The organism is Serratia sp. (in: enterobacteria), from assembly GCF_046715635.1.
Classification (GTDB): Bacteria; Pseudomonadota; Gammaproteobacteria; order Enterobacterales; family Enterobacteriaceae; genus Chania.
In genome coordinates this window covers 1-15619 of the sequence record NZ_JBKJYW010000200.1, presented here as the reverse complement: position 1 = coordinate 15619, position 15619 = coordinate 1, and the positions used below count along the sequence as shown (strand labels likewise).

The following is a 15619-nucleotide window of genomic DNA, read 5'->3' as shown; positions in this document are numbered from 1 at the left end:
CTGGTTAACAAGGTCAAAGCCATTGCTGCGGCAACTTTTTTGCTAAGCATAAACATACCTTCAAAGGAGATTGCATAGGAGGCTAAACAACCGCTCGCCATCTGCTGTACCATCAGGCCCAGCTATTTTGAGCGGCGGTAACCAATGTGAAAATGTTGAGAACCCTTCAGGGAGATTATAGTCAGTTCTGCGCGCAGGCGTTCATGCGGCTCGGCACCGATCTAACGAGATTAGGAATATCCTGACGGTTGATCCTGCGTAGCGCCCGTGAGCAGACCCACGCTTTTGTGATCCTGCCGATAAAAAGCGTCAAATCTGCTGTATGCATTCAGCCGCTGCTTTACTATGGTCTGATTATTGAGCATTCGCCAAAGGACATTGCCATGGAAAAAATCGACCTGCATATGCACTCCAACTACAGCGATGATGCAGACTTCCCGGTTGAAACGGTGATCGCACGCTGCCTGGCCAACGGCATCAGTACGTTAGCGGTGACCGACCATAATAATGCCAATTCGGTGCCGGAGGCCAAGGCACTGGCATCGTCCTGCCTCAATGTCCTGTCCGGTATCGAGATCGACTGCACCTTTGCAGGCCGTAACTTCCACCTGTTGGGCTACGGTTTTACCCCCAGCAATGACTTTGTGGAGATCTATAACAATTTCAGCGCCATTCAACGGGAACTGACGCCACAAAAGTTTGCCAAGCTGCGCGGGTTGAAATTCCATCTGGATGAACAACGCCTGGAGCAGGTCTGCGGTGGCGCTATCCCGCAGGAAGAGCAGATGGGCGAGGTGATACTCGAAGATCCACGTAACGATGGGCATCCGTTGCTGATGCCTTATCGCCCCGGTGGTGAAAGGGCTGATATGCCGTTAATCAACTTCTACTGGGACTTCTTTGGTCCAGGGAAGGTGTGCTATATGCCGGTTACCTATCCCGCCATGAGCCGCATGGTGGAGGTGATCCGCCATAACGGGGGAATACCGATCCTGGCGCATATCGGTGCCAACGTTAAACAGGACCCAACCCAAGTCATCGATGAAATGTTGAAGATTGGCGTGATGGGGGTAGAGGTGTTCTCAAGCTATCATTCACCTGAATTGGCCAGCCAGCTGTATGAGTTTACCGTTGGCCGTTCGGCGTTTGTTACCTGCGGCAGCGATTTCCACGGGCGTAATAAGCCAAAAATAGAAGTAGGGCAATGCGCTTATGGCCCGCAGCATCTAGGCGAAATACGCCGGTTTGTCGCTGCCGCCAGCGCCTAGGCATAGTTTCAATCCGAATGGCTCGTGAGCGGCATCGGCTGCTCACGAAGCGCGCAGTTAACCGCCGAAATATAGACCATTCCAGAGATTTTCTTTATCCTTTGCCGTCCTTTTATCAGGTAGGTGAATTTCTCTCGCCATTAATATCCTGTTTTATATAAACATTCTACGGAGAAGGGAGTTTCCGTCGGGCGCATTCGTTGGCGCTGCAGATTAAGGTAAGCTGTCTCATGAGTACGATTTCTCCCGATCATGGCGCGTTGGCCATTGCCCAACCTGCCAAATGGAATAAAACCGACACCGTCTGGATGTTCGGGCTATACGCTACGGCCGTGGGAGCCGGCACCCTGTTCCTGCCGATCAATGCCGGTCTGAATGGCCCGCTGGTGCTGCTCTTGATGGCTCTGTTCGCTTTCCCTCTGACCTATTTACCCCATCTGGCGTTAACCCGCTTTGTCCTTTCCGGCTCCAGCCGCGATGGTAATATTCAGGACGTGGTGGTTGAGCATTTCGGTGTGGTAGCTGGCAAGATCATTATGGTGCTGTACCTGATGGCGTTTTTCCCCATCGTGCTGGTCTACAGTATTTCCATCACCAACGCGTTGGACAGCTTCCTGACTCACCAATTTGGCTTCGCCCCGGTACCCCGCATCTGGCTGAGTTTGGCGGTGGTGGTGGTGCTCAATCTGGTGTTGCTGCGCGGCAAGGATACGATCGTGGCCGCAATGGGCGTTCTGGTATTCCCATTGCTGGTGTTTCTGATGGGGATTTCTCTGTATCTGGTACCTACCTGGCAGACCGAGAACTTTGTTAGTGGCTTGGCCAACACGCAATTTGACAGCCCCGACCTGTGGCACTCGCTATGGTTGGCGGTCCCGGTGATGGTATTTTCCTTTAGCCATGCGCCGATCATTTCTTCGTTCGCCTCCACCCAGAACAGCTTATACGGCGACAAGGCCGAGCGCCGTTGTGCGCGGATTATGCGTTACAGCTACCTGCTGATTTGCGTCACAGTGCTGTTCTTTGTGTTCAGCTGCGTGCTGAGCCTTTCGCACCAGGAGATGGAACAGGCGAAAGCGCAGAACATCACGGTACTGACCACCTTGGCCAACAAGTTTTCCAATCCGCTGATTGCCTATCTTGGTCCGGTGATGGCGATGTTGGCGATGGCAAAATCCTATCTTGGGACTTCATTAGGCGTAACCGAAGGTGCAACCAGCCTGATCGATGGGCTAACACGCGCCGTTGGCAAGCCGCTCAGTGCCGTGACAACCCACCGTATTTCCGGCGTGACGCTGTTCTTGCTGACCTGGGCGGCCACCGTCTGGAATCCGAGCGCTTTGCATATCATTGAAACCATCAGCGGCCCGCTGATTGCGGTGATCCTGTTTATTCTGCCAATGTATGCGGTACGCGCGGTTCCGGCTATGCGCCGTTATCGCGCCTTGAGTAATGGCTTTGTGCTGGTGATGGGGCTGATTGCGCTTTCCGCTTTGGTTTACGGTTTGGCATAGAGATTAAATTGGCCCCGCAACAGCGGGGCCGGTTGGTTCAGGTCACGGGCACGTAGGTAGAGATCAATTCCAACACGCCGTTGATAATAAACTGCACGCCCATACACACCAGCAGGAAGCCCATCAGGCGGGAGATAGCCTCGATACCGCTTTCACCAACCAGTTTCATGATCGCCGTGGAGCTGCGTAAACAGACCCACAGAATGATCGCTATCGACAGGAAAATGGCCACCGGTGCGGCCAGCAGCACCCAGTGGGCAAAGCCCAGCGTATTTTCTTTGACGCTGGATGCGGTGCTGATGATCATGGCGATAGTACCCGGCCCAGCCGTACTTGGCATGGCCAGCGGTACAAAGGCGATGTTGGCCGAGGTTTTCTTGTGCAGTTCTCTGCTTTTGGTTTCGACCTCCGGTGCTTCATCGGCACTTTGCTGTGGGAATAACATGCGAAAACCGATGAAGGCGACAATCAAACCACCGGCGATCCGTAGGCCGGGGATGGAGATCCCAAAGGTGTTCATGACCAACTGGCCGGCATAGAATGCGACCGTCATGATGCAGAACACGTAGACTGAAGCCATCAGCGACTGATGGTTGCGCTCTTCGTTGGTCATATTTCCCGACAGACCAAGCAGCAGTGCCACGGTGGTGAGTGGGTTGGCCAGTGGCAATAGTAGGGCTATCCCCAGCCCTATGGCCTGAAACAACTGCAGAATACTCGACATAAAACAAACCCCAGCAAGAGAATGAAATGGGGGCGCAGTCACTACGCCCAAAAAGTATTGTGACCCGCGTCAGACCAGACGCTCAATTTTTCTGTGCCGCCATACCAACCTATAAAACGTTGTCTGCAATGCCAGCATTGTCAAATAGGCGATAGGGAACGCCATCCATACCCCCTCTAATCCGAAGTGATTGCTGAGCAGATAGGCCGCTGGCAACTGTACGGCCACGATGCAGAGAATGGAGATCGTCACCGGTACCAATACCACGCCGCTGGCGCGCATGATGCCGCCGACAATCGCCTGGAAACCAAACACCAACATGCTCCACAGCATGATATGCAGTAAATGTTCAGCTTCTGCCAATACTACCGGGCTGGTCAGGAACAAGCCCAGCAGCCAATGTGACAGCAGGTAGACCAGAACAATCAACGAACCGGTCAGCCATAGGTTGATATACAACCCGGTACGCAAGATGGGGGCAATGCGTTCGGTTTTGCCCGCACCGATGGCCTGAGCACCTAAAATAGAGGCGGTGATGGCAATCGACAGGGCAGGGAATTGCACATAGTTAACGATCTGCGTCACCGCGCCATAGGCTGCCGTGGCATCCGAGCCGTGGCGGTTGACCAGCGTCAGGATGATCAGTTCAGAGAGAGAAATTACCACCATTTGCAAACCGGTAGGTAGGCCAATACGTAACACTTTGCGTAACACCACCGTATCCAGCTTGAGGGCGGCCAGCATCGCCCGGTCGGGTGCCAGTACGTGTTTTTTGCGGCGCAGGCGCAATGTCAGATACACCATCGCCAGTGCGTTACCGACCATACCCGCCAGGGCGGCGCTCTGTATACCCATGGGGGCAAAGCCCAGCCAGCCACGGATCAGGGCCGGGGTGAGCAACAAGCCGACGATGGTAGACAGCAGCAGGGCCAAGAGTGGCGAGACCGTGTCACTGACGCCGCGCAGCAACTGGGTGAACAAGATAAATACCAGCAGCAATGGCATAATCAGCATCATGATGCGGGCATAAGAGACGGCCTCTTCCAGCACGTCTGCTGGCGTGCCTAGTGCTTGTAGCGCCTGGCGGGCAAACAGACTGCCAAATACCGCCGCCAGCAAGCCAAGCGTCACACCCAGCATCAAGGCCGTACCGGCGATGGTTTTGACTTTCTCTGGTTCATTCGCTCCCCATGCCTGCCCAATCAGCACTGAAGCACCGGCACCTACGCCAATCACCAATGAAATAAAGAAGAACACCACCGGGAACATACCGGAGATGGCGGCCAACGCATGAGTGCCGAGCATCTGGCCGATATAGATGCCGTTCAGCGTGCCTGAAAATCCTTGCAGGAAGTTGGACAGCACCATGGGCACCAAAAAGATCAGATAGATGCGCCAAAGCGGTGGCTGCTTATGCTGCGGACGGGTTTGCATTTAATTGTTTTTCCTGCGCCTGAAGGGCCTGTAAAGAGCACTAATGGTACTCATAGATAGCGTTATTGTAGTTGGGCCCGGGTTATATCACCGGGAGAACGCATCGCGAGTCATCCAGGCCAGATGCGCCTGGATATCTGCAGGCCAGTGCGTAATGCGCTCGGCAAACAGCTTGCCGTCGTGGCCAAACAGCGCGCGCGTGGCTTCCTCATAGCCCGGCAAAGCACCGGCGATGGCGCTCATAAAGCGGTAGCTGTTCTCTTTGATGCGGCGTTCATTATCCTGCTCGACCGTAGTACGCCGGGCTTCATCAACCAGACGACGCAGCGCCGCAGAAGCTCCACCACGCTGTTGCGCCAGCCATTCCCAATGACGGGGCAGGAGGGTCACTTCACGGGCTACCACACCGAGCTTGGGCCGACCAACCGAGGGTTGGGCTGCCGGTTCTGCGTCAAGCTCAGCGACACCGCCATCAGGCTGAGGCCAAACGTAGCCTGCCGGCCAAGGGTAATCCACCTGGGAGCCGGTGGCGTCATCAAACACTAACAGCCCCCCGGCAGTAAGATCCAACGCAGCAAGCGCCTGAGCGACTTCGGCATAAGACCCGGTAGCCACTCGTTGGTGCTGCAAGAAGGCGGTGCAGCTTGGCCTATTGATGGTTTTCATCTGCTTTATACCCGGATTAAATTGTTTTACCCGGGTAATTTGGCTGAGTCATCGTAGTAAGTCAAGCGCGATCAATTCTATTGTAGGTTACCCGCATGACTATCTGCCTATGCCTCAGCAAGGTGACTATGTGAGTTTGACGATCTGGTGGTGTGAGTTGTTCATTAAGTAACGGGTAGAAGTCGCATAACCCATGATGTTAGAATGGTCAGTCCGTTATCACGTCACACCATGGGTACATTTTGAATTGTGTACATATGAGTGTACATATTTGGCAGAGTGAAGCTGAATAGCGTAGATAACATCATGTAAGTAAACAATATTGTATTTCTATATGTGATCTGTCGTGTGGGTCACCACTGTAGATAAGGGATTATGAATGCCTGTTATTACTCTTCCTGACGGAAGTCAGCGTCAATACGACCATGCCGTTTCCCCGCTGGATGTTGCCCGTGATATTGGCCCTGGCCTAGCCAAAGCCTGTATCGCCGGCCGCGTTAACGGTGAACTGGTCGATGCCAACGATGCCATCGAATCCGATGCACAATTGGCCATCATCACCATCAAAGATGCCGAAGGCCTGGAAATCATGCGCCACTCTTGTGCGCACCTGCTGGGTCATGCGATCAAGCAGCTGTGGCCAGACACCAAAATGGCGATTGGCCCGGTGATCGACAACGGTTTCTATTATGACGTTGACCTCGACCATACCCTGACGCAGGAAGATCTGGATCTGCTGGAGAAGCGGATGCATGAATTGGCCGACAAAGATTATGACGTCATCAAGAAAAAAGTGAGCTGGCAAGAAGCCCGCGACACCTTCGCAGCCCGTGGCGAAAGCTACAAGGTAGCGATTCTGGATGAAAATATCAGCCATGACGACCAACCTGGCCTGTATCATCACGAAGAATACGTGGATATGTGCCGTGGCCCGCACGTGCCGAATATGCGTTTCTGCCACCACTTCAAACTGCAGAAAACCTCCGGTGCCTACTGGCGTGGCGACAGCAAAAACAAAATGCTGCAGCGTGTCTACGGGACTGCCTGGGCAGACAAGAAGCAGCTGAACGCCTACCTGCAACGCCTAGAAGAAGCGGCCAAGCGTGACCACCGCAAGATCGGCAAGCAACTCGACCTGTATCATATGCAGGAAGAAGCCCCTGGCATGGTGTTCTGGCATAACGACGGCTGGACCATCTTCCGCGAACTGGAAGCCTTTGTGCGCATGAAGCTCAAAGAACACCAGTATCAGGAAGTGAAAGGGCCGTTCATGATGGACCGTGTGCTGTGGGAAAAAACCGGCCACTGGGAAAACTACAAAGACGCCATGTTCACCACTTCTTCAGAGAACCGTGAATATTGCATCAAGCCGATGAACTGCCCGGGCCACGTGCAGATCTTCAATCAGGGCCTGAAGTCTTACCGTGACCTGCCGCTGCGTATGGGCGAGTTCGGCAGTTGCCACCGTAACGAACCATCCGGTTCGCTGCATGGTCTGATGCGTGTACGTGGCTTCACTCAGGACGATGCCCATATCTTCTGTACCGAAGATCAGGTGCGTTCCGAAGTGAACGACTGCATCAAAATGGTCTACGATATGTACGGTGTCTTTGGCTTCGAAAAGATTGTGGTGAAACTGTCCACCCGTCCAGAGAAGCGCATCGGGACTGACGAAATGTGGACTCGAGCCGAAAACGATCTGGCCGCTGCGCTGACTGAAAACGGGATTCCGTTTGAATATCAGCCGGGTGAGGGCGCTTTCTACGGACCAAAAATTGAATTTACCTTGCATGATTGTTTGGATCGCGCATGGCAATGTGGTACCGTGCAACTCGATTTCTTCTTACCGGGCCGTTTAGGCGCGTCGTATGTTGGCGAAAACAACGAACGCGTGGTCCCGGTAATGATCCACCGTGCTATTCTTGGCTCCATGGAGCGCTTCATCGGTATCCTTACCGAAGAATATGCCGGTTTCTACCCAACCTGGATTGCTCCAGTGCAGGTAGTGGTGATGAATATCACCGACAGCCAGTCTGATTACGTTCAGCAATTGACCAAAAAACTGCAAGATGCAGGCATTCGGGCAAAAGCGGACTTGAGAAACGAGAAGATTGGCTTTAAAATTCGCGAACATACTTTACGACGGGTTCCATACATGTTGGTGTGCGGTGATAAAGAGGTCGAATCAGGCAAAGTTGCCGTTCGTACCCGCCGTGGCAAAGACCTGGGGAGCCTGGACGTACAAGAAGTCGTAGACAAGCTGCTACATGAGATACGCAGCCGAAGTCTTCATCAACTGGAGGAATAAAGTATTAAAGGCGGAAAACGAGTTCAACCGGCGCGTCCAAATCGCATTAACAAAGAAATTCGCGCGCAAGAAGTTCGCCTAACCGGCGTCGATGGCGAGCAGATTGGTATTGTCAGTCTGAATGAAGCTCTTGAAAAAGCTGAGGAAGCGGGTGTTGATTTAGTAGAGATCAGCCCAAATGCCGAACCGCCAGTTTGCCGGATCATGGATTACGGCAAATTCCTCTACGAGAAGAGCAAGTCGACCAAAGAACAGAAGAAGAAGCAAAAAGTTATCCAGGTTAAGGAAATCAAATTCCGTCCTGGCACCGATGATGGCGACTATCAGGTCAAACTACGCAACCTGATTCGCTTTCTGGAAGACGGCGATAAAGCCAAGATCACCCTGCGTTTCCGTGGGCGTGAAATGGCGCACCAGCAGATCGGTATGGAAGTGCTTAACCGCGTTCGTAAAGACCTGTGTGAAGATATTGATCTGGCAGTGGTCGAATCCTTCCCAACAAGGATCGAAGGCCGCCAGATGATTATGGTGCTCGCACCCAAGAAGAAACAGTAAGGCTTCCAAGTAATCGAACCCACGCCGTGCAAGCGTGCGTGGGTTTTATTCGCCTCACTGATTCGTTGTTTAACAATGCGAAGTGGATTTAATTAACATGCCAAAGATTAAAACTGTACGTGGTGCAGCCAAGCGCTTCAAAAAGACCGGCAGCGGTGGTTTTAAGCGCAAACATGCTAACCTGCGTCATATTCTGACCAAAAAAGCAACCAAGCGTAAACGTCATCTGCGTCCGAAAGGCATGGTGTCTAAAAACGATCTGGTCCTGGTTATCGCGTGCCTGCCGTACGCATAAGCCACTTTTTTTGAATCTAGAATAAGACTTTAGGAGAGAGCATATGGCTCGCGTAAAACGTGGTGTAATTGCACGCGCACGTCACAAGAAAATACTGAAACAAGCGAAAGGTTACTACGGTGCCCGTTCGCGCGTTTATCGTGTTGCCTTCCAGGCAGTAATCAAAGCAGGTCAGTATGCTTACCGTGACCGTCGTCAACGTAAGCGTCAGTTCCGTCAGCTGTGGATTGCACGTATCAACGCAGCTGCTCGTCAGAACGGCTTGTCTTACAGCAAATTCATTAACGGCTTGAAAAAAGCGTCTATTGAAATTGACCGTAAGATCCTGGCTGACATCGCAGTATTCGACAAAGTGGCCTTTGGCGCACTGGTTGAAAAAGCGAAAGCAGCACTGGCGTAAGCTAGTTGAAAAGAGGGAGCTTGCTCCCTCTTTTACTGTTTGTTCCCAATACAGATATTGACTTTTTTGGCTGGCGCTTTAACACTGGTTGCCACTCTATCGACAAGGTATCACCAACATGCACGCTGTTATTTTCCGCTTCTTTTTTTACTTTAGCGCCTGACTTCAGGAGGCTTTGCGCGTAAGAAAAGAAACGGAAAGTAGCGCCTAAGCCTCCCAAGTGGAGGCTTTTTTGTTTTTGGCCACCTTCTGCGCCTTTCAGGCCTGCGGCACTTACTTGGCTACGGCATGAAATTCTTTGAAGATCAACCAAAGGCGTGTTGGAATAATAGATAACAATTACTTAGGGCCACAAGGCCAGAGGAAGAGGAAAGCAATGTCACATCTCGCAGAGCTGGTTGCCAACGCCAAGGCAGCCGTAGAAGATGCCCAAGATGTTGCCGCGTTGGATTTGGTACGCGTCGAATATTTTGGCAAGAAAGGTCATTTTACCTTACAGATGCAGTCCCTGCGTGAAGTGCCAGCGGAAGATCGCCCGGCAGCCGGGGCGGTGATCAACCAGGCAAAACAGGAAGTTCAGGATGCGCTGAACGCGCGTAAGAACGCGTTGGAGTCTGCGGTGCTGAACGCCCGCCTGGCGGCGGAGACCCTCGACGTCTCGCTGCCGGGGCGTCGCCTGGAGAACGGTGGCCTGCACCCGGTCACTCGCACCATCGATCGTATCGAAACCTTCTTTGGCGAACTGGGCTTCTCGGTAGAGACCGGCCCGGAAATCGAAGACGATTACCATAACTTCGACGCGTTGAATATCCCAGGGCATCACCCGGCCCGTGCCGATCACGATACCTTCTGGTTTGACGCGACGCGCCTGCTGCGTACCCAAACCTCTGGCGTGCAGATCCGCACCATGAAGAACCAGCAGCCACCGATCCGCATCATCGCACCGGGCCGCGTGTATCGTAACGACTACGATCAGACGCATACCCCGATGTTCCACCAGATGGAAGGGCTGATTGTCGACAAAGATATCAGCTTCACCAACCTGAAAGGGACGCTGCACGATTTCCTGAACAACTTCTTTGAAGAAGACCTGCAGGTTCGTTTCCGTCCTTCCTATTTCCCATTCACCGAACCTTCTGCCGAAGTGGATGTCATGGGCAAAAACGGCAAGTGGCTTGAAGTGTTGGGTTGCGGCATGGTGCACCCGAACGTACTGCGCAACGTAGGTATCGACCCGGAAATCTATTCCGGCTTTGCCTTTGGTATGGGTATGGAACGTCTGACGATGCTGCGTTACGGCGTTACCGATCTGCGTGCGTTCTTCGAAAACGATCTGCGTTTCCTCAAACAGTTTAAGTAAGGCGGGAATATCACATGAAATTCAGTGAACTCTGGTTGCGCGAGTGGGTAAACCCGGCCATCAGCAGCGAAGCATTATCCGATCAAATCACCATGGCTGGCCTGGAAGTAGACGGCGTTGAGCCGGTGGCTGGCGTGTTCAACGGCGTGGTCGTGGGCCACGTAGTAGAGTGCGGTCAGCACCCGAACGCCGACAAACTGCGCGTTACCAAAGTCGACGTGGGCGGTGAACGTCTGTTAGACATCGTTTGTGGTGCGCCAAACTGCCGTGCTGGCCTGAAAGTGGCCGTTGCTACCGTCGGTGCCGTGCTGCCGGGCGACTTTAAAATCAAAGCCGCCAAGCTGCGTGGCGAACCTTCTGAAGGCATGCTGTGTTCGTTCTCCGAACTGGCGATTTCAGACGATCATGACGGCATCATTGAGTTGCCGCAAGATGCGCCGATCGGCACCGATATCCGTGACTATCTGCAACTGAACGATAGCGCGATCGAAATCAGCGTCACGCCAAACCGTGCCGATTGCCTGGGTATCATTGGCGTCGCCCGCGACGTTGCCGTGCTGAACCAACTGCCGCTTACCGAGCCGGATATGAGCCCGGTTGCCGCCACCATCACCGACACTCTGCCAATCCGTGTAGAAGCCCCTCAGGCCTGCCCACGTTACCTTGGCCGCGTAGTGAAAGGCATCAACGTGAAGGCACCTTCACCGCTGTGGATGCGTGAGAAGCTGCGCCGTGCCGGTATTCGTTCGATTGATGCCGTGGTCGACGTGACCAACTACGTGCTGATGGAGCTGGGCCAGCCGATGCACGCCTTCGATCTCAATCGTATTGAGGGCGGTATCGTGGTGCGTATGGCCCACGAAGGTGAAACCCTGCGTCTGCTGGATGGCAACGAAGCTAAACTGCAGGCAGACACCCTGGTGATTGCCGATCGGCAAAAAGCGCTGGCGATGGGCGGCATCTTTGGTGGTGAGCACTCTGGCGTGAATGACGAAACCCAGGATGTGCTGCTGGAATGCGCCTTCTTCAGCCCACTGTCGATTACTGGCCGTGCTCGCCGTCATGGCCTGCATACCGATGCCTCACATCGTTACGAGCGTGGTGTAGACCCAGCGCTGCAACATAAAGCGATGGAGCGTGCCACACGCCTGCTGATTGACATCTGCGGTGGTCAGGCTGGCCCAATCATTGACGTTAGCGATGAGAACACCTTACCTAAGCGTGCCACTATTACGCTGCGCCGTGAAAAGCTGGACCGTCTGATTGGCCACGTGGTGCCAAGCGAGCAGGTGAGCGATATTCTACGTCGCCTGGGTTGCCAGGTTACCGAGCAGGGCGACAACTGGCTGGCGGTGGCGCCAAGCTGGCGTTTCGATATGGAAATCGAAGAAGATTTGGTAGAAGAAGTGGCCCGCGTCTATGGCTACAACAATATCCCGGATGTGCCAGTGCGCGCCGATCTGGTGATGACCAAACACTGCGAATCCGATCTGACTTTGAAGCGCGTGAAGACCATGTTGGTCGATCATGGTTATCAGGAAGCAATTACTTACAGTTTTGTCGACCCGAAAGTGCAGGCGTTGCTGCACCCAGGTGAAGAAGCTCTGATCCTGCCAAGCCCTATCTCGGTAGAGATGTCTGCGATGCGCCTGTCACTGTGGACTGGCCTGCTGTCGGCGGTGGTTTATAACCAGAATCGCCAGCAAACGCGGGTGCGCCTGTTTGAAAGCGGGCTGCGCTTTGTCCCTGATACTGCGGCGAATCTGGGTATCCGTCAGGATGTCATGCTGGCTGGCGTGATTGCCGGGCATACCCATGATGAGCATTGGGATCTGGCAAGAAAGCCGGTGGACTTCTATGATTTGAAAGGGGATCTGGAATCGGTATTGGAGCTGACCGGTAAATTATCCGAAATTCAGTTCAAGGCAGAGTCCAATCCCGCCCTGCATCCTGGGCAAAGTGCGGCCATTTATTTACACGGCGAGCGTGTCGGTTTCATCGGTGTGGTTCACCCAGAACTTGAACGTAAACTGGATCTTAACGGCCGTACTGTGGTATTTGAATTGGAGTGGAACAAGCTCGCAAGCCGCGCCGTGCCTCAGGCCCGTGAGGTTTCTCGCTTCCCTGCAAACCGCCGCGATATCGCCGTTGTAGTGGCTGAAAACGTCGCCGCAGAAGATATTTTGGCAGAGTGTAAGAAAGTTGGCGCAAATCAGGTAGTTGGCGTAAACTTGTTTGATGTGTACCGTGGCAAGGGCGTAGCTGAGGGTTATAAGAGCCTGGCTATCAGTCTGGTGTTGCAGGATACCGCCCGTACACTGGAAGAAGAGGAGATTGCCGCTACCGTTGCAAAATGTGTAGAGGCTCTAAAACAGCGATTCCAAGCATCCTTGAGGGATTGAACCTATGGCGCTTACTAAAGCTGAAATGTCAGAACACCTGTTTGAGAAGCTTGGGCTTAGCAAACGGGATGCCAAAGACCTGGTAGAACTGTTCTTTGAAGAGGTCCGTCGAGCTCTGGAGAATGGGGAACAGGTCAAGCTGTCTGGTTTTGGCAATTTTGATTTGCGAGACAAGAACCAACGTCCGGGACGCAACCCGAAAACCGGTGAGGACATTCCGATTACGGCGCGCCGCGTGGTCACTTTCCGTCCGGGACAGAAACTGAAAAGCCGGGTGGAGAACGCCAGCCCGAAAGAGTAAGTTACACAACGCCAAAAAGGCCGCGCAAGCGGCCTTTTTCTTTGGGCGCGCACCAACCGCAATTACCCCACCTCAACCGTTTGCCCAACAATCTTGCCATCACCGGACTCGCCAGTAGGGGTTCAGTTCACATGCTGCGCCCGTCTTCACCTATATAACCGTGTAGGAATTGCGTAAGGAGAGCGAAAACGATCTGAAAATCGGCTTCGCACCAATAGGCGTGCCAGGATGGCCTTGATATAACCGTGCCAGCGTTAAATAAAGGGAAATTGCTCAATGAAAAAGATCCTGTTGCTGGTGTGTTTACCGCTGCTGCTGCCGATGGCGGCTCAGGCAGACGTCTCTATTGATATCAACGTACCGGGTGTTTCGCTGCATCTTGGCGATCAGGATAAGCGGGGTTACTACTGGGATGGCTACGACTGGCGTCCACCGCAGTGGTGGCATGAGCATCAGGGGCGTGGCGTCGGGGAGCGTAACGACCGTGGTCTGTATTGGGACGGTGGCCGCTGGCAACCTGCTCCTGAACGCGGTAATGAACAGCGTGGCGGCAATCCTTTCCACGGCGATCGCCATGACAATAGCAATCCGCAGAAAAACCAACATGACAATGGCGGCCGTGGCAACGATCACGATCGTGGCAACAACAATAACGACAAAGGGCGGGGGAAACCTTACCCAACTAATGGTAATGGCCCACAGCGTTAACTAGTTCCACGGCGGCTGTTATTGCCATCATCGCCTTGATGACCGGCAGTGCCAGCCGCTGTTTTCCCAACCATTCGATGACTCAGTCCTTCCCCTAAGCGCCCGAACCTCCTACTATTTGCTGCAAGACGTTATTTTCAGGCCGTGATCCTGGCCAGTAGGGAAGTTGTGTAGTTATGCCGAGTAGTCAGACCTTCACTTTATTACAGTTTCATCAACACCGCCGCGATAAACGCTATTTGACCTGGCTGACGCTGGGCGTCGTGCTGGCGTTTGCCTTCAGCCTGAGCGCCGGGGATTTGTGGATCGGGCCTTCGCAGTGGTTGAGTGAGCCCGCACAGCTGTTTGTCTGGCAATTGCGCCTGCCACGAGCGCTGGCAGTGATGCTGGTGGGGGCAAGCCTGGCGGTGGCCGGAGCGGCGATGCAGGCCCTGTTCGAGAACCCACTGGCGGAGCCGGGGCTGCTTGGCGTATCCAACGGTGCCGGAGTGGCGCTGGTGCTGACGGTGCTATTCGGCAACGGCCTGCTGCCGGTAGCGCTGATGAGCATGAACGCCATCGCAGGTGCCCTGGTGATGACCTTCCTGTTGCTGATTTTTGCCCGCCGTCGTCGGTTGAGCAACGCACGTTTGCTGTTGGTGGGGGTAGCACTGGGGATTGTGTGCAGCGCGATTATGACTTGGGCGGTGTATTTCAGTTCGAGTCTCGATCTGCGGCAGCTAATGTACTGGATGATGGGCGGTTTCGGCGGGGTGGATTGGCGGCAGAAATGGCTGTTATTAGCCCTGTTGCCGGTGCTGCTGTGGCTATGCGCGCAGGGCAAGGCGTTGAACTTGATGGCGCTTGGCGAAATGCAGGCCCGGCAGTTGGGCCTTTCCCTGCACGTATGGCGTAATCTCCTGGTGCTGGCCATTGGCTGGCTGGTGGGTACCAGCGTGGCTCTGGCGGGCGTAATTGGTTTTATCGGCTTGGTGATCCCGCATATTTTGCGTCTCAGCGGTTTGACCAACCAACGTTACCTGTTGCCAGGCTGCGCGCTGGCGGGCGCGGGCGTGTTGTTAGTGGCAGATGTGGTGGCGCGGATTGCGCTGTTTTCGGCGGAATTACCCATCGGCGTGGTCACCGCAACGCTGGGCGCTCCCCTTTTTATCTGGTTACTGGCTCGGATAAAAAGCGTAAGGTAAACCGGCTGCCGGTCATGCCCGACGGCGTTTTTCTGTATCACCTGCAAATAAAACCAAAGGATAATATCTGATGAGCAACCCGATTTATGCCATTCCCCTGCAAACCATTGAGAACCAATCTACCACGCTGAACGCCTATGCTGGCAAGGTACTGCTGGTGGTCAATGTGGCTTCGGAATGTGGCCTGACCAAGCAATACGAAGGTCTGGAAAAGCTTTATGAAACCTGGCGTGAGCAGGGTTTTGCGGTGTTGGGTTTCCCCTCCAATGAGTTTCTTGGTCAGGAGCCGGGCAGTAATGAAGAGATCCTGGCGTTTTGCCGTGGCACCTTTGGCGTCCAATTCCCGATGTTTGCCAAAATTGAAGTCAATGGTGAGGGCCGTCATTCGCTGTATCGGGAACTGATTGCCGCACAGCCACAGGCCGTCGCACCAGAAGGCAGTGGTTTCCTGGAGCGGATGAGCAGCAAAGGCCGTGCGCCGAAGCACACCGGCGATATCC

16 protein-coding genes and 1 other annotated feature are annotated in these 15619 nt (G+C 53.9%); of the genes, 13 read left to right on the top strand and 3 right to left on the bottom strand.

Features of this window, described 5'->3' with window-relative positions; all coding sequences use genetic code 11:
- Positions 1 to 248 precede the first annotated feature (248 nt).
- Together ACLQ7H_RS10000 and ACLQ7H_RS09995 are read left to right on the top strand one after the other, a co-directional pair.
- The gene (locus ACLQ7H_RS10000; protein WP_411752521.1) at positions 249 to 1268 is read left to right on the top strand and encodes a PHP domain-containing protein; all 1020 of its coding nucleotides are present in this window, start codon (positions 249 to 251) and stop codon (positions 1266 to 1268) included.
- A gap of 230 nt (positions 1269 to 1498) precedes the next feature.
- The gene (locus ACLQ7H_RS09995) at positions 1499 to 2782 is read left to right on the top strand and encodes an HAAAP family serine/threonine permease (protein WP_411752520.1); all 1284 of its coding nucleotides are present in this window, start codon (positions 1499 to 1501) and stop codon (positions 2780 to 2782) included.
- Between the two features lie 37 nt (positions 2783 to 2819).
- On the opposite strand, the gene ACLQ7H_RS09990 is transcribed toward ACLQ7H_RS09995, so the two are convergent.
- The 3 genes from ACLQ7H_RS09990 to ACLQ7H_RS09980 form a co-directional block, all read right to left on the bottom strand.
- Complete coding sequence (locus ACLQ7H_RS09990) at positions 2820 to 3506, bottom strand: MarC family NAAT transporter (RefSeq protein WP_411752519.1); 687 nt, start codon at positions 3504 to 3506, stop codon at positions 2820 to 2822.
- A gap of 69 nt (positions 3507 to 3575) precedes the next feature.
- On the bottom strand, positions 3576 to 4940 hold the full coding sequence (locus ACLQ7H_RS09985; protein ID WP_411752518.1) for an MATE family efflux transporter: 1365 nt from the start codon (positions 4938 to 4940) through the stop codon (positions 3576 to 3578).
- Between the two features lie 87 nt (positions 4941 to 5027).
- On the bottom strand, positions 5028 to 5606 hold the full coding sequence (locus tag ACLQ7H_RS09980; RefSeq protein WP_411752517.1) for a DUF2239 family protein: 579 nt from the start codon (positions 5604 to 5606) through the stop codon (positions 5028 to 5030).
- A 379-nt stretch (positions 5607 to 5985) separates the two neighbouring features.
- Here ACLQ7H_RS09980 and thrS point away from each other — a divergent pair, with 379 nt between their 5' ends.
- The 11 genes from thrS to btuE form a co-directional block, all read left to right on the top strand.
- Positions 5986 to 7914: a threonine--tRNA ligase gene (gene thrS, locus ACLQ7H_RS09975; protein WP_411752516.1), complete on the top strand. Its 1929-nt coding sequence runs from the start codon at positions 5986 to 5988 to the stop codon at positions 7912 to 7914.
- Positions 7915 to 7917: 3 nt separating this feature from the next.
- A complete protein-coding gene (infC, locus tag ACLQ7H_RS09970) occupies positions 7918 to 8469 on the top strand; it encodes a translation initiation factor IF-3 (protein ID WP_071683678.1) in 552 nt (183 codons plus the stop codon).
- Positions 8470 to 8566: 97 nt separating this feature from the next.
- The gene (gene rpmI / locus ACLQ7H_RS09965) at positions 8567 to 8764 is read left to right on the top strand and encodes a 50S ribosomal protein L35 (protein ID WP_024485856.1); all 198 of its coding nucleotides are present in this window, start codon (positions 8567 to 8569) and stop codon (positions 8762 to 8764) included.
- Between the two features lie 43 nt (positions 8765 to 8807).
- Positions 8808 to 9164, top strand: a complete 357-nt coding sequence (gene rplT / locus ACLQ7H_RS09960; RefSeq protein WP_004963673.1) for a 50S ribosomal protein L20 — start codon at positions 8808 to 8810, stop codon at positions 9162 to 9164.
- Positions 9165 to 9276: 112 nt separating this feature from the next.
- Positions 9277 to 9401, top strand: a sequence feature (Phe leader region).
- On the top strand, positions 9283 to 9327 hold the full coding sequence (gene pheM, locus ACLQ7H_RS09955; protein WP_121608962.1) for a pheST operon leader peptide PheM: 45 nt from the start codon (positions 9283 to 9285) through the stop codon (positions 9325 to 9327). It overlaps the preceding feature by 45 nt.
- 139 nt (positions 9402 to 9540) lie before the next feature.
- Complete coding sequence (pheS, locus tag ACLQ7H_RS09950) at positions 9541 to 10524, top strand: phenylalanine--tRNA ligase subunit alpha (protein WP_411752515.1); 984 nt, start codon at positions 9541 to 9543, stop codon at positions 10522 to 10524.
- A 14-nt stretch (positions 10525 to 10538) separates the two neighbouring features.
- Positions 10539 to 12926: a phenylalanine--tRNA ligase subunit beta gene (gene pheT / locus ACLQ7H_RS09945; protein ID WP_411752514.1), complete on the top strand. Its 2388-nt coding sequence runs from the start codon at positions 10539 to 10541 to the stop codon at positions 12924 to 12926.
- A gap of 4 nt (positions 12927 to 12930) precedes the next feature.
- Positions 12931 to 13227 (top strand): integration host factor subunit alpha, encoded by a 297-nt coding sequence (ihfA, locus tag ACLQ7H_RS09940; protein ID WP_004943604.1) that lies wholly within the window; start codon positions 12931 to 12933, stop codon positions 13225 to 13227.
- A 276-nt stretch (positions 13228 to 13503) separates the two neighbouring features.
- Positions 13504 to 13935 (top strand): DUF2502 domain-containing protein, encoded by a 432-nt coding sequence (locus tag ACLQ7H_RS09935; protein WP_411752513.1) that lies wholly within the window; start codon positions 13504 to 13506, stop codon positions 13933 to 13935.
- A gap of 176 nt (positions 13936 to 14111) precedes the next feature.
- Positions 14112 to 15119 (top strand): vitamin B12 ABC transporter permease BtuC, encoded by a 1008-nt coding sequence (btuC, locus tag ACLQ7H_RS09930; protein ID WP_411752512.1) that lies wholly within the window; start codon positions 14112 to 14114, stop codon positions 15117 to 15119.
- Positions 15120 to 15189: 70 nt separating this feature from the next.
- On the top strand, positions 15190 to 15619 hold a 430-nt coding region (btuE, locus tag ACLQ7H_RS09925; RefSeq protein ID WP_411752511.1), incomplete at its 3' end, for a glutathione peroxidase.